The 18,015-nt window shown below is 50.8% G+C and carries 17 protein-coding genes; 9 read left to right on the forward strand and 8 right to left on the reverse strand.

Features of this window, described 5'->3' with window-relative positions:
- Positions 1-9: 9 nt before the first annotated feature.
- On the reverse strand, positions 10-1,017 hold the full coding sequence (locus AC0YOA_RS30195) for an SDR family oxidoreductase (protein ID WP_475789779.1): 1,008 nt from the start codon (positions 1,015-1,017) through the stop codon (positions 10-12).
- Between the two features lie 87 nt (positions 1,018-1,104).
- Complete coding sequence (gene yfbR / locus AC0YOA_RS30200) at positions 1,105-1,806, reverse strand: 5'-deoxynucleotidase (protein WP_475789780.1); 702 nt, start codon at positions 1,804-1,806, stop codon at positions 1,105-1,107.
- Positions 1,807-1,910: 104 nt separating this feature from the next.
- Here yfbR and AC0YOA_RS30205 point away from each other — a divergent pair, with 104 nt between their 5' ends.
- The 3 genes from AC0YOA_RS30205 (at position 1,911) to AC0YOA_RS30215 (ending at position 6,275) form a co-directional block, all read left to right on the forward strand.
- Complete coding sequence (locus AC0YOA_RS30205) at positions 1,911-3,455, forward strand: fumarate hydratase (protein WP_475789781.1); 1,545 nt, start codon at positions 1,911-1,913, stop codon at positions 3,453-3,455.
- A gap of 194 nt (positions 3,456-3,649) precedes the next feature.
- Positions 3,650-5,449 (forward strand): two-component system histidine kinase PnpS, encoded by a 1,800-nt coding sequence (pnpS, locus tag AC0YOA_RS30210; RefSeq protein WP_475789782.1) that lies wholly within the window; start codon positions 3,650-3,652, stop codon positions 5,447-5,449.
- 106 nt (positions 5,450-5,555) lie between these two features.
- Positions 5,556-6,275: a response regulator transcription factor gene (locus AC0YOA_RS30215; RefSeq protein ID WP_210037282.1), complete on the forward strand. Its 720-nt coding sequence runs from the start codon at positions 5,556-5,558 to the stop codon at positions 6,273-6,275.
- A gap of 113 nt (positions 6,276-6,388) precedes the next feature.
- Here the strand turns inward: AC0YOA_RS30215 and AC0YOA_RS30220 are convergent, their stop codons facing one another.
- Complete coding sequence (locus tag AC0YOA_RS30220) at positions 6,389-7,258, reverse strand: AraC family transcriptional regulator (protein WP_210037283.1); 870 nt, start codon at positions 7,256-7,258, stop codon at positions 6,389-6,391.
- A gap of 162 nt (positions 7,259-7,420) precedes the next feature.
- Between AC0YOA_RS30220 and AC0YOA_RS30225 the strand changes: the two genes are divergently transcribed.
- Complete coding sequence (locus AC0YOA_RS30225) at positions 7,421-8,500, forward strand: Gfo/Idh/MocA family protein (protein WP_210037284.1); 1,080 nt, start codon at positions 7,421-7,423, stop codon at positions 8,498-8,500.
- 222 nt (positions 8,501-8,722) lie between these two features.
- Here AC0YOA_RS30225 and AC0YOA_RS30230 read toward each other — a convergent pair whose 3' ends face one another.
- The 4 genes from AC0YOA_RS30230 to AC0YOA_RS30245 form a co-directional block, all read right to left on the reverse strand.
- Entirely contained in the window at positions 8,723-9,025 is a 303-nt protein-coding gene (locus AC0YOA_RS30230; RefSeq protein ID WP_210037285.1) for a hypothetical protein, read from the reverse strand.
- Between the two features lie 144 nt (positions 9,026-9,169).
- Positions 9,170-9,274, reverse strand: coding sequence for a cytochrome bd oxidase small subunit CydS family protein (gene cydS, locus AC0YOA_RS30235; protein WP_475769225.1), 105 nt, complete (start codon positions 9,272-9,274; stop codon positions 9,170-9,172).
- A 68-nt stretch (positions 9,275-9,342) separates the two neighbouring features.
- The gene (locus AC0YOA_RS30240; protein WP_475789783.1) at positions 9,343-10,368 is read right to left on the reverse strand and encodes a cytochrome d ubiquinol oxidase subunit II; all 1,026 of its coding nucleotides are present in this window, start codon (positions 10,366-10,368) and stop codon (positions 9,343-9,345) included.
- On the reverse strand, positions 10,365-11,720 hold the full coding sequence (locus AC0YOA_RS30245; protein WP_475789784.1) for a cytochrome ubiquinol oxidase subunit I: 1,356 nt from the start codon (positions 11,718-11,720) through the stop codon (positions 10,365-10,367). Before AC0YOA_RS30245 ends, AC0YOA_RS30240 begins: the two co-directional genes overlap by 4 nt.
- Before the next feature lie 886 nt (positions 11,721-12,606).
- On the opposite strand from AC0YOA_RS30245, the gene AC0YOA_RS30250 reads away from it, so the two are divergent.
- The 4 genes from AC0YOA_RS30250 to AC0YOA_RS30265 all read left to right on the forward strand — a co-directional run bounded on the left by AC0YOA_RS30250 (position 12,607) and on the right by AC0YOA_RS30265 (position 15,788).
- Positions 12,607-13,557, forward strand: coding sequence for a ring-cleaving dioxygenase (locus tag AC0YOA_RS30250; protein ID WP_475789876.1), 951 nt, complete (start codon positions 12,607-12,609; stop codon positions 13,555-13,557).
- 99 nt (positions 13,558-13,656) lie between these two features.
- Positions 13,657-14,268, forward strand: a complete 612-nt coding sequence (locus tag AC0YOA_RS30255) for a flavin reductase family protein (protein ID WP_475789785.1) — start codon at positions 13,657-13,659, stop codon at positions 14,266-14,268.
- 245 nt (positions 14,269-14,513) lie between these two features.
- Complete coding sequence (locus AC0YOA_RS30260; protein ID WP_475789786.1) at positions 14,514-15,089, forward strand: NADPH-dependent FMN reductase; 576 nt, start codon at positions 14,514-14,516, stop codon at positions 15,087-15,089.
- Between the two features lie 126 nt (positions 15,090-15,215).
- Entirely contained in the window at positions 15,216-15,788 is a 573-nt protein-coding gene (locus tag AC0YOA_RS30265; protein WP_475789787.1) for a YjgB family protein, read from the forward strand.
- 266 nt (positions 15,789-16,054) lie between these two features.
- On the opposite strand, the gene AC0YOA_RS30270 is transcribed toward AC0YOA_RS30265, so the two are convergent.
- On the reverse strand, positions 16,055-16,918 hold the full coding sequence (locus AC0YOA_RS30270) for a helix-turn-helix domain-containing protein (RefSeq protein ID WP_475789788.1): 864 nt from the start codon (positions 16,916-16,918) through the stop codon (positions 16,055-16,057).
- A gap of 227 nt (positions 16,919-17,145) precedes the next feature.
- On the opposite strand from AC0YOA_RS30270, the gene AC0YOA_RS30275 reads away from it, so the two are divergent.
- A complete protein-coding gene (locus AC0YOA_RS30275; protein WP_475789789.1) occupies positions 17,146-18,009 on the forward strand; it encodes an ABC transporter permease in 864 nt (287 codons plus the stop codon).
- The last annotated feature ends 6 nt before the right edge of the window (positions 18,010-18,015 follow it).

An 18,015-nucleotide genomic window follows, 5' to 3' on the forward strand; every position in this document is an offset into this window, starting at 1 on the left:
AAAAGGGCGTCAGCCCTTGTTAAAGCCATTCTCATAAGCGGCGATAACGGTATCGGACCAATTATTCCATTCTGCATCGATGGTGCACTTCTCCGGACGCGCCTCAAACCATTCGACCGAGCGGCGGATGCCTTCGGCAAATGACAGCTTTGCGTTAAACTCGGGCACGAGGCGTTTGATTTTGCTGTTGTCAAAGACGCTGCTGACGGCTTTGTCGCCCAGCAGGCCGCCGATCAGGTCAGGGGAGTAGGTGCACAGAAAATCGGACGAGATATGGACGGCAGACAGCTCCGCTCCGGCAGCCGCGGCAATGGATGCATACAGCTGATTCCAGCTGATGACTTCATCCGATGTAATATGGAAGGCTTCGCCAATGGCTTCGGGATGCCCCAGCAGCCCCAGGAAGCCTACGGCGAAGTCTGTGTTATGCGTCATGGTCCAGAGCGAGGTTCCGTCTCCGTGAATGATGATTTTTTTGCCTTGGCGCATACGGTCCACAAGGGTCCATGGATGCTGCCAGCTGCTTATAGAAGCGGGAATCATCGTATTGCCATACGTAAAGGAAGGTCTGACAATCGTGTAAGGGAAGCCGCTTTGCTCAAGTTCCGCAGCCAGCAATTCCTCGCAGGCGATTTTATCCCGGGAATACTGCCAATACGGGTTGGTGAGCGGAGTTTCTTCCGTGATGATATAGTGCTCGGGCGGCTTCTGGTAAGCGGATGCCGAGCTGATATAGACATACTGGGCGGTTCTCCCCTTGAAAAGCTTGATGCTGGTCTGAACCTGGTCCGGTGTGTAGGAAATCCAGTCGACGACGCTGTCGAACTGATGCTCCGCAAGCAGCGATGCCGCCGCTTCCGGATCGCGGATATCGCCCTGGATGACCTTGGCTCCCTCGGGCACCAGCTCATCGCGCTTGCCGCGGTTGAACAAATACAGGTCATGGCCCCGTTCAATAGCCAGTCTGGAGACTGCCTCGCTGATAATGCCCGTTCCACCGATAAACAATACCTTCATCTTCACATTCTCCTCTCTGTTATCCAGAAGGTATTCCCCGTTTCTGCTCCCAAACCCTTCTTTTCCGATCAACTTTTGCTTCCGTTTTCATTCATCAGCAGAGAGCTCGTCCAGCGTCTTGCTGAAGCTTGGCGCCATATGGGTCAGGAACCAGTCGATCTCCGGCATTCTCAGGAGGGCCAGAGACTGCTCGATTTGACCCTTGGCAACGGCAAACTCCCGGTTGCCGGAGGACAGCTCGGACAAACATTTGATATAGGCGTCGAGCAGATCGGCCGCCTTGAGGATCTTCAGCAGCTCGCGCTCCTGCCCGGCGTCCGGCCGGGGCGGCAAGCCGGCGGTACTGTCGGCCTCTACGCCTGCTTCTCCGGCCTCTGCGCCTGCTTCTGCTGCGTCTGCCGCCATCGAAGTCACATGCGCCGCTTTGCCGCTGACGAGCGGCGCATAAGCCGGCTGCAGCGCCTGGGGAACCATGCCGAGCAGCCTCTCGGCAGCCATGGCCTCAAGCTCGCGGAAATTCGCGAGCATCCTCGGGTTGTGATGCTTGACCGGCGTAGGGATATCGCCGGTGAACACTTCAGTGGCGTCGTGGAAAAGCGCCATCGACGCCGCTCTGTCCGCATTCAGCTTGCGCCCGAATATGCGGTTGCCGATCTCGCACAGCATGTGGGCGAGCAGGGCGACATGGTACGAATGCTCGGCTACATTTTCACGCGTCGTATTGCGCATGAGGCTCCAGCGCTCGATATATTGCAGACGGTACATATAGGCGATGAAATGACTGTCCATAGCTTGGTTACACTCCTTGAGAAACGATATGCTGCCATAGGTTGTATATGTTATTATATAGCTAAAAAACATACGCGACCAGTGAGAGGAGACAGCACTCATTTATGCATCAGTTCGAAGAAAGCGTCTATAAACTTGTTGTGGAAACCTCAACCAATCTTCCCGGAGATGTGCGCAAGGTCATTCAGGCGGCCCAGGAGGCCGAGGACCGCGCTACACGGGCCGGCTTATCCCTATCCACCATCGCAACCAATATCGAGATGGCCGAAGCCAATGTTTCGCCTATCTGCCAGGATACCGGCATGCCGACCTTTATCGTTCATACGCCTGTCGGAGCCAATCAAATCATCATGAAGCAGCAGATCAAAAACGCTATTGCCCGCGCCACCAAGGACGGCAAGCTGCGGACGAATTCCGTCGATTCCCTGACAGGCGCGAATACGGGAGATAATCTCGGTCCGGGTACGCCCGTTATCCATTTCGAGCAGTGGGAGAAGGACGATATCGATGTCCGTCTGATTCTCAAGGGCGGCGGCTGCGAAAACAAAAACATTCAATACAGTCTGCCCACTGAGCTTGAAGGACTGGGCAAGGCGGGACGCGATCTGGACGGCATCCGCAAATGCGTCATGCACGCGGTGTATCAGGCACAGGGCCAAGGCTGCAGCGCCGGTTTCATCGGCGTCGGGATCGGCGGCGACCGCACAACGGGCTACGAGCTGGCCAAGCAGCAGCTGTTCCGCCACGTTGACGATATGAACCCCGATCCGGAGCTCCGCAAGCTGGAGCATTATGTGATGGAGAATGCCAACAAGCTGGGGATCGGCACAATGGGCTTCGGCGGCCAAGTAACATTGCTCGGCTGCAAAGCGGGCGTCATGAACCGGCTGCCAGCCAGCTTCTTCGTCTCCGTCGCTTACAACTGCTGGGCCTATCGCCGCCAGGGCGTGCTGCTGAATGCGGATTCCGGCGAAATCAAGGAATGGATCTATCCAAGCGGTTCGGATACCCCGATGGTATCGCAGGCGGCAGATGCCGCTGCCGAGGCGGTGACAGGGCAGGAGGAGCGCCGCGAGGTCGTTCTGAACACGCCTTTTACAGAAGAACAGATGCGCAGTCTGAAGGTCGGCGACATCGTCGTCATCAATGGCGAAATGCACACAGGCCGGGATGCGATGCATAAATATCTGATGGATCACGATGCGCCGATTGATTTGAACGGTGCGGTTATTTATCACTGCGGTCCGGTTATGCTAAAGGATGAGGAAGGCTGGCATGTGAAGGCTGCCGGACCGACAACGAGCATCCGCGAGGAGCCGTATCAAGGTGAAATTATCAAGAAATTCGGCATCCGCGCGGTCATCGGCAAGGGCGGAATGGGTCCCAGGACGCTCGCCGCTTTGCAGGAGCATGGAGCAGTTTACTTGAATGCCATCGGCGGAGCGGCTCAATATTACGCGGAATGCTTCAAGCAGGTGAACGGCGTTGATCATATGGAATTCGGCATACCGGAAGCGATGTGGCATTTGAAAACAGAGGGCTTCGCCGCAATCGTCACGATGGATGCGCACGGCAACAGCCTGCACGCGGATGTCGAACAGGATTCCTTTGCCAAGCTGGCACAGTTTAAAGAACCGGTTTTTGTATAAAATATAAGCAATCATAATTCTCATGTTTAAACCGGATATTTACCTGATCCCTGGATGCAGATCCGAGGGATTTCTTTTTCCCCAAGCACAGGGCTTTGTGTTTATTTACAAAAGCTTAACAATAGAACACTTGGCATGGGAGCTTCTGTACAGGTACGATGAAGCTTGGAAGAAAAGCTTGGGGGTATAACGGGATGAATAGCTTTCGCACAAGGCTGACCATAATAATGATTACATTGATCGGCCTTTCGGTATTGGCTGCCGGTCTCTTTATGGGCAAAACCTTTAAGAATAACCATCTGGATGCGCTGCAGGATAATATGGTGCGAGAGATGAGAATCATTTTGGATCAAATGGAGTGGCGAGACGGGACGCCGGAGGAGCTGTATGGCTACTATACGCAGGAAGCCCAGCGGCTGAAGAAGATTACGGACTCGCGGGTTACCTTCATCAACGGCAGCGGCGTGGTGCTGGGCGATTCCGATCATGATCCCGAGACCATGGACAACCATCTGCAGCGAGCCGAGGTACAGGAAGCGGAGAAGTCCGGTGTCGGCAGATCGATACGCCGCAGCGATACGATTGATCAAAATCTGCTGTACGTGGCCATGCTTGTCGATCCGAAACGGCCGGATGCGGGTATAATCCGTCTGTCGCTCAGCCTCAAGGAGGTCGATGAGAGCATTACGCGGATCTGGACCACGCTGCTCGTGGGTCTGCTTATTCTGTTCGTAGTGGCGGTATTTATCAGCTTCCGTGTGGCCAGAGGGCTTACAAGGCCGCTGGAGCAGATTACCCGCGTCTCCAAGCGGATCAAAAACCTGGATTACCGGGCAAGAGTATCCGTGAAGGGCCATGATGAAATCGGGGAGCTTGGTCTGGCTATCAATGCCATGGCGGATGGTCTGCAGGTACAGATGGAACGTATTCATCAGAACGAAAGCCAACTGGCAAGCGTGCTTGACAATATGATTGACGGCGTTATGATGATCGACCGGGATGGAAGCATTGTGCTGATGAACCGCTGCGCCGAGGAGATGCTGGGCATTTCCTCGAAGGAGCTGGTCGGGCGGCATTATCTGGAGGCGAAGCAGCAGTATGAGCTGCTGCAAATTATCCAGGACGGACTTGAACGAAAAGAGCATCTGCGCGAGGAAATTACATTTTATTTTCCCGAAGAGCGTTTGCTTGATCTCAATCTCGTTCCGATCTTTCAGGATGAAGAGTTCGGCGGCGTGCTGCTGGTGCTTCAGGATGTGTCGGCCATCCGGCGGCTGGAACGGATGCGCAGCGAGTTTGTCGCCAATGTTTCGCATGAGCTGAAAACGCCGATTACGGCGGTGAAAGGCTTCGCCGAGACGCTTCTTGGCGGAGCGGTGGACGATCCGGAGACGGCTCGCTCCTTTCTGCAAATTATTTTTGACGAGAGCGACCGCCTGAACCGTTTGATCGGCGATATTCTGGAGCTCTCGAAGATAGAGTCGCGCCGTATTCCGCTGCAGTTCTCCCCTGTGGAGCTCTCGTCCTTTATCGACAAATCCATCAAGCTGATGTCCGCGGAGGCCGCACGCAAGCATATCGTCGTTTCTCTGAAAGCGGAGCCTGGAATCTACGCGGAGGCCGATGAGGACAGGCTGCGGCAAATCATCATGAATTTGCTCGCCAATGGAATCAGCTATACGCCGGAAGGCGGGCATGTGACGATTGTCGTCAGACCGGTAGCGGGTACCAGATATGTATCCGACGGGGAAGACTACGATCATATCCGCATCTCTATTTCGGATTCGGGCATCGGTATTCCCAAGAAGGATCTGCCGCGCATCTTCGAGCGCTTCTACCGTGTGGACAAGGCAAGATCACGCGGATCGGGCGGAACAGGCCTTGGCTTGTCGATCGTCAAGCATCTGGTGGAGCTGCATAAAGGCTCCATAACCGTTGAAAGTACCGTTGGTGTCGGCTCGACCTTCACGATCGTACTGCCGGTGCTGCAGTGACCTCCAGTTAACAAGGCTGGACGATTCTTCTCCATGAATGATATGATTAAGATATATAAGAAAGTGGAATCGCGCGTGGAGTCATGCGCGGAGGCTGGGGGTCTACATGTCGCAAAGAGTGCTGGTCATTGAAGACGAACCGACACTGGCGAGATTGCTCTCCTACAATTTAACGCAGGAAGGGTATGACACGACAGTTATCGATCATGGTGCAGAGGGTTTGCAAGTCGCGCTGCAGCGTTCGTTTGAACTGATTATTCTGGATATTATGTTACCGGGGATGAATGGATTTGAGATCTTAACGAGGCTGCGTCAAAGCGGCAACCGGACACCTGTTATCGTGCTGACGGCACGCAACGCCGAGGAAGAGGTTGTTCAGGGGCTCAAGCATGGCGCTGATGATTATATGACCAAGCCGTTTGGCGTTGCGGAGCTTCTGGCGCGGGTCTCGGCCGTGCTTCGCCGGACAAGTCAGGAAGAAGGCAAGCCAAGCGAGACGACAGGCAAGGTCATTACGGCAGGCGATTTGTCCATTTATCCGGAGCGGTACGAGGTTGTGCTGGGCGGGGATTCCATCCCCCTGCGTCCGAAGGAGTTTGAAGTGCTGCTGTATCTGGTGCAGCGGCCGGGCATGGTCATCACGCGCGATGATCTGATGAACGTCGTGTGGGGCTTTGATTATATCGGCGGCCAGCGTACGGTGGATGTGCATGTCAGCTCCCTGCGCAAGAAGCTGGAGCTTGGGCAGCAATCGGTTCAGATTGAATCCATCCGCGGCGTCGGCTACAAGCTTGTAATGCCAAAAAAGCTCGGATCATCGAAATAATCGGTGATCCGGGCTTTTTTCTGCCTTATAGCCTTATCGAGAATAATGTCCCAATGGAAGAAATCAACTTTGCCGCCTGAGGACGGCGAATGACATTTCTTCCTTCCTGGCGTTTATCCCCGGTTCCAGGCGAGCATCCGCTTCTGGAACTGCTTGGGCGAGCAGTCGTTGTATTTCTTGAACATTTTATAGAAATGGGCCATATTGGGCATCCCAATATGGTCGCCTACCTCGGATATGCTCAGATCCTTGGTCAGCAGTATCCGCTCGGCCCATTTGATCTTGCGGTAATTGACATATTCGGTAAAGGACAGGCCAATGGCCTTCTTGAAAAACTTCACGAAATAGTAGTAGCTCATATTGGCCATCTTGCTGACTTCTTCCACCTGGATGCGGTCCGTGAGGTGATCCTCAACAAAATCCAGCACGTTGCGAAGGCGCGCCCGATCAAAATCCTCGCGTTCGGCGAGCATTTTTTTTGTGTCGCTGCGGATGAGCAGCAGCAGCAATTTCTTGATAATCATGCTGACGGCCAGTTCGTAGCCGGTCTGCTTGAACGTGACTTCCTTAAGGATCGCCCGGATGCAGTCCGCGGCCTCCTTGTTGGCCTGCTCGTTCTCCTGGAAAATGTAATTCGCCCGGCTGAGCGGATTCTTCGTCTCGGAGAAAAAACGCATATAGGGCATTGTGCTGTGATCAAAAAATTGCTCAATGTCGAATTGGAGCACATTATAATTCAGCGGGACTCCCAGGCTGCGGTCGCGGTGCAGCTGGCTGGAGCCGATAATGGCCACATCGCCCGCTTCGAGGCGTACCAATTCTTCATCTATATAAACATCCAGAACACCCTCGTTGACAAGAAGCAATTCAATCTCCCGATGATAATGCCAGTTTATGGTGAAATCATGATTTCGCTGGGACTGATACACCCGAATCGACAAAAGAGGGTTTTCATAGTCTACTTTTTCGTTATAAACTTCCACGCTACCATCCCTTCGACGACAAAATCACATAAAAGCAGCGCCATTCCGAAGCTGGTTTTTTGTAGTCGGAATCGTCTATACTTATTCTAGTGTTTGTTGTGTCATGAAACAAGCAGCATGCAATAAAAAATATATGAAGTTCACATTATGGAGGTAGAATCAATGTCGAAGTTACGTATTGGCATCATCGGCTGCGGAGGTATCGCAAACGGTAAGCATTTGCCAAGTCTTGCAAAGGTACAGGATGCAGAAATTGTCGCATTCTGCGATATCGTAGTTGATCGTGCAGAAGACGCCAAAGAGAAATACGGCAGCTCTGAATCAAAAGTATACAGCAACTATCATGAATTGCTCAGCGATTCCTCGATTGATGCCGTTCATGTTTGTACGCCGAATGATTCCCATGCGGAAATTTCGATCGCCGCTATGGAAGCCGGCAAGCACGTATTGTGCGAGAAGCCAATGGCAAAGATAGCTGCTGACGCACGCCGCATGCTGGAAACCTCGCAGCGTACAGGCAAGAAGCTGAGCATTGGCTACAACAACCGTTTCCGTAGCGACAGCCGCTACCTGAAGCAGCTGTGTACGGAAGGCGAGCTTGGCGAGATTTATTATGCGCGTGCGCATGCTATTCGTCGTCGCGCCGTTCCAACATGGGGCGTTTTCCTGGACGAAGAGAAGCAAGGCGGAGGTCCGCTGATCGATATCGGTACGCATGCACTTGATCTGGTGCTGTGGATGATGGACAACTACAAGCCTAAGGCTGTTCTTGGACGTACTTATCACAAGCTGTCCCAAACCGAGAATGCGGCTAACGCTTGGGGATCTTGGGATCCGGCGAAGTTCACCGTTGAAGATTCGGCATTTGCCATGATTACAATGGAGAACGGCGCATCGATCGTAATCGAAGCCAGCTGGGCGCTTAACTCGCTTGATATCGATGAAGCGAAAGTTTCGCTCTCCGGTACCAAAGCAGGTGCGGACATGAAGAACGGTCTGCGCATCAACGGCGAGAAAAACAGCCGTCTGTATGTCAACGATATCGAGCTGAACAGCGGCGGCGTCGCTTTCTACGATGGCGCAAGCGAAGAGCCTTCCGTGCTGGAAATGCACACATGGGTAGACGCTATCCTGAACGATAAAGATGTACTGGTTAAACCGGAACAGGCTTTGGTTGTTTCCGAAGTTCTTGAAGCCATCTACGAGTCGGCACGTACCGGCAAAGCCGTTTATTTCGACTAAGTTTATTGCAGCAGCAACATGCCAGGAATCACAGGTTAGGCAGGCAAGCAGGGCTGTGAACCAGCCGGATTGTCCGGATTTGTGAAGTAAATCAAAAAGAGCTGAACCGTTATTTCTCAACGGCTCAGCTCTTTTTTCATATGTGACACCTTAATTGAAGGAGCTTCATTCTGGACTGATTTGATCAATGATAAAGGGCTGCATTCCTCGTTATGGACAAAGTCAGCGTTTCTTGCGCTTGGCGATTTCCCCGCTTACGACAAAACCAAGCTCTTCATTATCAAACACCATTAAAATATGAAGCAGGGCATCATCATCGATCACAGGGGCTTCTTCCTTCGGGAGGGACAAGGAGACGGCCTGGTTCAAAGCCTCGTTAGCCGCTTGATTCGGATAGGCGCGTATGTATAATTCCACAGGATCAAGATCATGATTGATGCACCATTGGGCGAAGGCGTCCACCATCATCTGTTCGTCCCGCTGATAGTTCGCTGCAACCCATTCTTCTATTTCTTTGCTGTTCATGAGCACACTCTCCTAGTGAAACAGATGATCCCATTATAACGAAAGCAGCGGCCAATCCACAATTGCTTTTGACTTTCCATAGAAACAGGACTCTATCCGCTGCCATGAGCTGGTATAGAGTCCTGTAAGGCTGCTATGCGAAAATCACTGGTCTGGTTGCTTCGGCTTTCTCCCGAACAGCCAGAAGATAAATACGATCGCGAAGGCAACAACAAGAAAAGGGGCGACGAATATCAAAAAATCCTCCATATGATTCCCTCCTAAAGTTTTACGGAGTAAAACTGCATTGAAAGCATAGGCTAAGTTTTACACTATTTTTATTTTCCCCGTTTGCCCTGAACGTACTTGGCATCGAACAGGAACAGCCGCATGAGCAGGTATAGGGATGGAATCAGCAGCAGCAGTCCAAGAATAAATACGGCAATCAGAGCAAGGGCCATAGGCTCGCTTGTGAAATTATCATAGATGGTTAAGTAAGGATACAATATATAAGGTAAATGCGCTGCTCCGTAGCCGAAGAATGCGAACCCAAACTGCAGCATGACGAAGATAAAGGAAAGTCCCAATCTTTTGCGTGTATATAACAGATAGACGGCGATCAGAAAACAGGCGAAAGACAGGACAAACATCCAGGCATAGGACTGCATCTGATGGAAATGCTCCGGGTTGTGGTTGCGGATTGCGAAGAAAACAAGCAGGCTGCTTAGTATGGTCGGTCCGCTCCAGGCGAGCGCATACTTGCGCACCACTTCAAAAGCATTGCGGTCATTCGCGCGATTGGCATAGTAGCTCAGGAACATTGCCGAGATATACAGCACACTTACCAGAGCCAGCAGTACGACAGTCCAGGAGTAGCTGCTGGTGAGCAGCCTGCTGAACAGGAAGCTGACCTTGCCATTGGCATCGACTGCGATGTAGCCGCCCTCGGAAATGGTCATCACGGTAGATAATGCCGCCGGTATAAGCAGGCCGCTTGCTCCGTAAAGCATGATATAGAAGCGGTTATTCTTCTTGGAGCCGTAAGCGCTGAAGGCATAATAAGCGCCGCGGACAGCCAGCAGCACAATCGCAACGCTCCCGGGAACCAGCAAGGCGGTTCCGTAATAATAGGCGGTATCCGGGAAGAAGCCGACGATGCCGACGAAGAAGAAGACGAGAAAGACGTTGGTTACTTCCCACACCGGCGACAAGTACCGTTCAATGATGTTTTGGATCAGATGGCGTTTGCCCGTAATCGTGCTGTAATAGCTGAAGAATCCGGCGCCGAAGTCGATGGAGGCCACAATGAGATAGCCGAACAGAAAGACCCAGAGTACGGATATGCCAAGCACTTCATAGCTCATTGTCCATCGCCCTCCTCAATCCCTCTGGCTTTCATTTCATCTTCCACATGATTGCTTTTGAACATCTTGATCAGCACGCGCACGGAGGTGAAGCCGAGCACAGCGTACAAGGCGGTGAACACGATCAGCATCGTATCCACATGATCCGAGGTTGTGGCGCCTTCGGAGGTCTTCATGATGCCATGCAGAATCCATGGCTGGCGTCCGACCTCTGCGAATATCCAGCCATGCTCGATCGTCAGCATCGAGACCGGGGCGGCAAGAACAATGGCGCGCAGCAGCCATTTGTTCGTGTAAGCAAGATGGCGTTTGCGCCACAGCACCAACATGAATACAATCGAGATCAGAACCATCAAGGCGACAAAGCCCATTTTGATATCAAACAGATAATGGATCCACAGCGGCGGCTCCTCGTCATCGGGAATATCGTTAAGCCCCGTAACTTCCGCGTTAGGCAGTCCATGAGCCAATATACTGAGGGCATAGGGGATTTTCAGCCCGTATTTAATGTTATTATTCGCATCCAGGATACCGCCTAGCACAAGGGGGGCCTGCGAAGAGGTTTCAAAATGCCATTCCATGGCGGCCAGCTTCTCCGGCTGGTAGTTTGCCAGGTATTTACCGGATAAATCGCCAATGACTGCGCTGCCGATAAGGAAAACAAAGGCGGATACCATCGTTATCTTCAGCGCTTTTTTGTGATAGACGTGGTTGCGGCCCTTGAGCAGCGAAAAAGCGGCAATGGCGGCAAGCGCGAAGGCGCATGTCGTGTAAGCAGTGATCAGGACATGCGAGACTTTGGTCGGCATAGCCGGGCTCAACATAGCCCCGAACGGCGAAATATCGGTAATCGCGCCATCTATGACCGTTACGCCGGCTGGCGCATTCATGAACGCATTGACGACCGTAATGAAGAATGCCGATGCGGATGATCCGATCACAACAGGCACGAGCAGCCAGAAGTGAACCATTTTATTCTTGAAGCGGTCCCAGGTGTACAGGTAGATTCCAAGAAAAATCGCTTCGAAGAAGAAAGCGAAGGTCTCCATAAACAGCGGCAGCGCGATGGATTGGCCGGCTACGCGCATGAAGCTGGGCCAGAGCAGACTGAGCTGCAGTCCGATAGCAGTTCCCGTCACAACGCCGACTGCCACGGTGATGACGAACCCGCGCGCCCAACGTCTGGCCAGGAGCAGGTAGTGAGCGTCATTGCGTCTGATACCGATCCACTCCGCGAGTGCGATCATAAGCGGCACCCCGACGCCGACCGTCGCATAAATAATGTGAAAAGCGAGGGTGAATGATGTTAGTATTCGGCTGTACATGACCGGATCGTATCCGCTAAGCAGCATGGTCGAATCCCTCCTGTTGTTAATAAAATAAAAAGAATAGTTGCAGCCCCATGTTCAATTTCGTTTTAAAATATGCGCCGGGATAAAGCGAGCAGCATTATGAACGCTACAGCGATGCATAATATGATTAAGCGTTTCTCCTGTTTTGCTATACGTTCGCCCGATTTATTCTGATCCTTGTCAACCATAGGTATCCCTTCTTCCTTAGTGATCCAATTGACTTATATTTATAGTATAAGCTGATTTGTGATTATTTTCACAATGAATTGTGACCAGTGGTTGACTAATTGTTGTCAAAGTGTTGAATGAAGGTTGTGTGTGGTGTCACAACAACAAAATAAATCTGCCAAGGGATTACACCTTCTTTTCTAGGTGCTGGTTGAGAATTTTGAACAAAACATCGATGCTTGCTCAATTTGAGGGTCATCCGGGTCATGAAGACAGTGACGGGTTCGATACAGTCTTTCGGAATAAAAGTTTATAATTTCAACTGACTTGTTTAGGAGATCTGGCAAATCTCACGTTATGCTGGCTATACGCTGAAATAGAAAAACGGTTGACATCAAACGGAAAATATAATATCTTGAATTAAAGATATTTAAAATAAAGATTAAAGGAGGGGATTTCGGGGCCAACACAATTGGATGAAGAACACGAAACATCACTTAAGGTATTCGTGCATGCGGGTAGCAGAGTCGATTTACGTCATATATCTTAAAAATAAGATAATTAACATAAAAATAAATGATTTAAAATGTTAGCTTTTGGATTGTTAATAATACGTCTGATAGTTGAGCCGATTGGAGAGTTTGTCGTAAAGAACCGCTTCTGAACTGTAACCGTAAGTCCGCAACCAATAATTCGAATCATATAGGAGTGATTAATGATGTCGTTACAAACAACAGGGATTCACCATATTACGGCTTTTGCAAGAAATCCACAGGAGAACATTGATTTTTACGCAGGCATTCTTGGTCTTCGGCTTGTGAAGAAAACCATTAACTTCGACGCGCCGGAGGTGTATCATTTGTACTTCGGGAACAAGGCCGGCAGCCCAGGCACAATCATCACCTTCTTCCCGTGGCCCACTTCCCGGAAGGGACGGGTTGGCGGCGGACAAGTAGGGATTACCACATTTGTTGTTCCGGTAGGCGCACTCAGCTTCTGGGAAGATCGGCTTAAGCGCTTTGGCATCTCGGTGATGAAGGCTTTCAGATTCTCCGAGCAGTATCTTCAATTCGCGGATAAGGAAGGGCTTCGGCTGGAAATCGTGGAACGGGCGGAAGGAACGAATAGCGAATGGTCATTCGGCGGGGTTCCCGCCGATAAAGCGATCAAAGGATTTGGCGGAGCCGTCCTCTTTAGTATCGACCCGGCAAAAACAATGATCGCCCTGGAGCATATTCTTGGCATGAAGAAAGTCGGTGAGGATCAAGGTTATGCGCGTTTTCAAACGTCAGCTGATATTGGAAACCTCATCGACGTGGCGGTAACCAATATGGAGTCGGGAGCCGGCGGCGCAGGTACAGTACATCATATTGCTTGGCGGGCCAAGGATTTTGACGAGCATGTACAATGGCAAAACCATGTGCTCCAATCCGGTTACCAACCGACTGAAATTAAAGACCGTCAGTATTTCAATGCGATTTATTTCCGGGAAGCCGGAGGGATCCTGTTCGAGATCGCTACGGATCCACCGGGATTTTCCAGAGATGAGGATGCAGAATTTCTGGGAGAGAAATTGATGCTTCCATCCTGGTTCGAACCCCGCCGCGCGCAGCTCGAAGCGAATCTGCATCCAATCCAAGTCCGTGAACTGGAGGATGGCAAGCAATGAAGGGAATGAGAAGAAAATCTTGTTTTCCGAACAAAGAGCATTACGATTTTCTGAACCAGGGCAGCATATCCGTATATTATGTTTATCGGGAGGAACGATATGATTTCTATAGATCCGGAAGTGCAAAGCGACAGGGATAATTATAAGCTCCTCATCGGCAGCGTCGTTCCGCGCCCGATTGCATTCGTTACCACGCTGTCGCAGCAAGGGATATTGAATGGCGCGCCATTCAGCTACTTTTCAATCGTTTCCAGCAGTCCTCCGCTTTTATCCTTATCAGTGCAGCGCAAGAATGGCGAGATGAAGGATACGGCACGAAACGCCATTACAACGGGCGAGCTTGTTGTTCACATCGTTGACGAGGCCAATGTCGAACATATTAATCAGACCGCAGCAACTTTGCCTCCTGACGAAAGTGAAGTGGTGCTTGCAGGGCTAACGCCGAGCGATAGTGAAGCGGTTAAGGTTCGTGGGATTGCAGAGTCAAAGTTTCGGATGGAATGTGTTCTTGAACATGCTATTGAACTTGGAGGGACGGAAGAAACACCGGGTTGTGACCTGTTGATCGCGCGCGTGGTCCGTTTTCGGATCTCGGAAGACATTCTGCAAGACGGGAGAATAGATGCGGCGAAGCTGGCGCCCGTCAGCCGTATGGCAGGAAATTTCTATGCGACCTTGGGCAAAATATTTACCCTTGAACGGCCGGGATAACTTGGCACGAAACGCTTATGTTGGCCAAGTGCCCGTTATTCAGTGTTACAAACTCGCTTCGACAATATGCCAAGGTCGATGCAACAAGTCCTCGATAATGCGGGAGGACTCTGGTTCGGAGGACAAGCTTGCTAATTAAGTTGTGAGTACCAAGACATCCGCTCAGCTGGTGCAGAAAAGCCATATCTTCTGATCGGCTGACAGCGGATGTTTAAAATCAAATGGTTATTGGAGGAGAAACAAAGATGGCACTTGATTGGAAAACAAAGAAGGTCGGATTGATAGTAGGAAGTTTAAGAGAAAACTCGTTCAACCGCATGATTGCTGCTGCTATACCCGAGTTGGATGATTCGATCGTCTACGAGTCGATATCCATAGCGGATCTCCCCTTGTACAACGAAGATACAGATCATGGAGACGGCCCTGAGCCCGTCCAATTCTTCCGCGAAGCAATTAAGCGGGTCGACGGTATCATTATTGTTAGCCCTGAGTACAATTCGGGTATTCCCGGTGTCTTGAAAAACGCTCTGGACTGGGCTTCGACTCCGACCAAAACCGCCGCTCTGCGCAGAAAGCCGGTCGGGCTGGTAGGCGCAACTCCAGGGGTCAAAGGTACGATCCTGTCGCAGCAGCAGATCAGACAGACGTTGGAGGCGACTCAAGCATTTGTGCTTCCTTTTCAAAAGATGTACATTTCGCAAGTAATGGATAAGGTGGATCTGGAACGGCGCCTATTGACCGACGAAGCTACCCGCAAGTATCTGAAGCGCTACGTACAGCAATTTATCCTTTGGATCGATCAAGTTCCTTCTTTGGATTAAGGGAAAAGGACAAGTGGACGATGCATTGCAATATTATTCCGGCGAGTAACCGATCGGGCAACAGGGTAAATTACCAGAGATGAGCAAATACTGCTCAACAAATCGAACGCAGGAGGACCTTCAATTATGAACCTTCGTAAAGCCGTATTAGCCGTAACGCTCTCCAGTCTTGTACTCACATCCGGGTTAGCCGCTCATGCTGACGCCCAAGAAGCGTCAGAGACGATACGGCAAGCGAGCGCGGAAGATGCGGTAAGGGCGCTGAGGACGCTAAACAGCTTCTATAAGCCAGCGCTGAATGGTCGGTTCCCCGGCTCGGTGAACGGGCTGAAAATAGGGGTAAGCACCCGTCGGACCGTCATTGGCAAGATCGGCCAGCCGGACAAGCCAAGAACGAACGCGGATGCGTTCGACATGTATCATGCGGAGATGGGGCACCCCGGTTACGCCATCGCCTACAAGCGGAACAGGATTCGCGAAATGCGCTACTTCGGGACGAATATCGAACGGCAGACGAATATTGGAGGCATAACGAAGCGATTGCTCATCAGGCAGTGGGGCGCGCCTTCCTACTCGGTCACCATCCGGAACGGATCCTTGGTGCAGCAGAAAATCACCTATTACCGCGGCAAATACAAACTCGCGTTTATTTTCAACACCAGTACGAATCTCGATCATATCAACCTGCTTAAGCGCTGAACGGGGATTTGCACGCACACAATACAGACTCGTCGGCTGAAAAGACGAGTCTGTACCTGAAAAAACGGGCAAAAAAGGCTGTATTAACCGGTTTGAATGCTGCAGCGTTGTCAACGAACCGAGGACACTAATTACCGAGCACATTGCTTATAAGTCTGAAGCAGGAACTACTGTCGAGGGACAAGAACATATATCTTAACGGAGCCGCGTAAATCGCGGCTTTTTGTTTTAACGGCATATATTCTAGTCTAAAGCGCAAAGCGCGCCTAATGATTTTTCCGGTACACCTTCGGAGACATGCCGTAGGCTTTGGTAAACTGGCGGGTAAAATAGTTGCTGTCGTTGAATCCGCTATTATATGAGATCTCCGAAATGGGCAGGTTAGTCTTCTTAAGCAAAGTACAGGCGTGTTCCAGACGAAGCTGGTGAAGATAGGCGAAAGGCGTCGTTTGGTAATAGAATTGGAAAATCCGGTTCAAATGTCTGACCGAGATATTGGATTCGGCTGCGATTTGCTCGCGTGAGAGTTGTTCCAGATAGTGATCTTCTATAAAGGAAATGGCATTTGCCAAATGCATCAGGTTGCTTTGAATCCCTTGCCGTTCCTGATTCTCGTACTGCCTCGACAAATAAACGACGAGTTCCATAAACCTGGCGCGCAGCATCGTCTGATAACCCTGCAGCCTGTTCTCAAATTCCTCGATCATGACGGCAACGAGGGACGTAACATATTCCAGATTCGAAAGCGGTAAGCTCAGTTTGCTATTGAAATGCTGAATATTGCGGTAAAACGGTTCCAAAACGAAAAGTGCCTGATAACCATTGGATGTTCTCAGGTCAGGACCAGCCGATCTTAAAAACTCCGGACGGTACATAATGTTACAAATCCGAAAATCATGCGGATTCTTGTATGCGTGGGAGGCCAGACCGTCAATGACAAAAACATCTCCTTTTTTGATGAAAGATTCTTCCGTATTCACGATATGCGTGGCGTTTCCGTGCAAAACAATGACGAGTTCGGAGAAATCGGCATGATGATGCAAATACATGTCTTCGTCATGCCCGCCGTACTGAATGTAGAACTGAAATTGCTCGTCTGTCGTAAACCAATTCAAATGAACGCTTCTCATGCGGGTCCCCCTTTCTTTACGGCTTGCAATAGCTGTGTCCTTATCATGCTATTTTAAGACCCTAAAATCAAGGATTGGGCAAATAGCATGGACTATAATGCTAGATGGGAGTGATTATGCAGAGGAGTGATACTGATTTGTCTGTTATACCGTTAGAGCACAACAGGTCTTCTAAGACAACACGCGGTTTCTGGTATCGCCTGGTTCAGCAGAAATACCTATATTTCATGTCCATCCCTTTTGTGATTTGGGTGTTCGTATTCAGCTATTTGCCGTTGTGGGGTTGGACGATGGCTTTTCAGAAGTTTCGGGTAGGCCGATCGTTTTTCGAGCAGAAATGGGTTGGATTCGATAACTTCCGCACGTTGTTTCAGGACGATCAGTTCTTCAATGCGCTGCGCAATACGCTTGCGATGAGCTTCATGGGGCTGGTTGCGGGCTTTACGGTTCCGATTGTTTTCGCCGTTCTCTTGAATGAAGTGAGGCTCTCATTCTTAAAGCGATTCGTACAAACCGTCTCGTATCTGCCGCACTTTGTTTCTTGGGTGGTCGTGGCAGGTATTGTTACGAAAATGCTTTCAACGGACAACGGCGTCGTCAATCAGATTCTGGTCGGCTTGCACTTCATCCATGAGCCCATCCAGTTCACGGCGAAGGAGAATCTGTTCTGGTACCTGGTCACCAGCGCGGACATGTGGAAAGAAACCGGCTGGAACGCGATCATCTACCTGGCGGCGATTGCCGGTATCGGTCCCGAGCTGTACGAAGCGGCGCGGGTTGACGGAGCAAGCCGGGTACGGCAGATTTGGCATATCACGCTGCCGGGGATCCGTTCCACAATCATCATTTTGCTTATTATGTCCATCGGTCACCTGTTTAGCATCGGATTCGAGAAGCAGTTCCTCCTTGGCAACAACCTTGTGAAGGAGAAGTCAGAAGTGCTCGATCTGTATGCCCTTAATTACGGCCTGGGCATGGGACGTTATTCGTTCGGTACCGCGATCAACATCTTCAACTCCGTCGTCAGCTTGATTCTGCTCTTTGTGGCCAACGGCATTTTCAAAAAGGTCACCAAAGAAAGCATAATGTAAGGAGGG

The sequence above is a fragment of the Paenibacillus sp. JT22N12 genome, from assembly GCF_056269365.1.

Coding starts and splice junctions, on each gene's coding strand:
- AC0YOA_RS30205 (WP_475789781.1), top strand. CDS start 1,911: ATGCATCAGTTCGAAGAAAGCGTCTATAAACTTGTTGTGGAAACCTCA.
- AC0YOA_RS30250 (WP_475789876.1), top strand. CDS start 12,607: ATGTCGTTACAAACAACAGGGATTCACCATATTACGGCTTTTGCAAGA.
- AC0YOA_RS30245 (WP_475789784.1), bottom strand. CDS start 11,720: ATGCTGCTTAGCGGATACGATCCGGTCATGTACAGCCGAATACTAACA.
- cydS (WP_475769225.1), bottom strand. CDS start 9,274: ATGGAGGATTTTTTGATATTCGTCGCCCCTTTTCTTGTTGTTGCCTTC.
- AC0YOA_RS30270 (WP_475789788.1), bottom strand. CDS start 16,918: ATGAGAAGCGTTCATTTGAATTGGTTTACGACAGACGAGCAATTTCAG.
- AC0YOA_RS30260 (WP_475789786.1), top strand. CDS start 14,514: ATGGCACTTGATTGGAAAACAAAGAAGGTCGGATTGATAGTAGGAAGT.
- AC0YOA_RS30240 (WP_475789783.1), bottom strand. CDS start 10,368: ATGAGCTATGAAGTGCTTGGCATATCCGTACTCTGGGTCTTTCTGTTC.
- AC0YOA_RS30215 (WP_210037282.1), top strand. CDS start 5,556: ATGTCGCAAAGAGTGCTGGTCATTGAAGACGAACCGACACTGGCGAGA.
- pnpS (WP_475789782.1), top strand. CDS start 3,650: ATGAATAGCTTTCGCACAAGGCTGACCATAATAATGATTACATTGATC.
- yfbR (WP_475789780.1), bottom strand. CDS start 1,806: ATGGACAGTCATTTCATCGCCTATATGTACCGTCTGCAATATATCGAG.
- AC0YOA_RS30225 (WP_210037284.1), top strand. CDS start 7,421: ATGTCGAAGTTACGTATTGGCATCATCGGCTGCGGAGGTATCGCAAAC.
- AC0YOA_RS30265 (WP_475789787.1), top strand. CDS start 15,216: ATGAACCTTCGTAAAGCCGTATTAGCCGTAACGCTCTCCAGTCTTGTA.
- AC0YOA_RS30230 (WP_210037285.1), bottom strand. CDS start 9,025: ATGAACAGCAAAGAAATAGAAGAATGGGTTGCAGCGAACTATCAGCGG.
- AC0YOA_RS30275 (WP_475789789.1), top strand. CDS start 17,146: ATGTCCATCCCTTTTGTGATTTGGGTGTTCGTATTCAGCTATTTGCCG.
- AC0YOA_RS30255 (WP_475789785.1), top strand. CDS start 13,657: ATGATTTCTATAGATCCGGAAGTGCAAAGCGACAGGGATAATTATAAG.
- AC0YOA_RS30195 (WP_475789779.1), bottom strand. CDS start 1,017: ATGAAGGTATTGTTTATCGGTGGAACGGGCATTATCAGCGAGGCAGTC.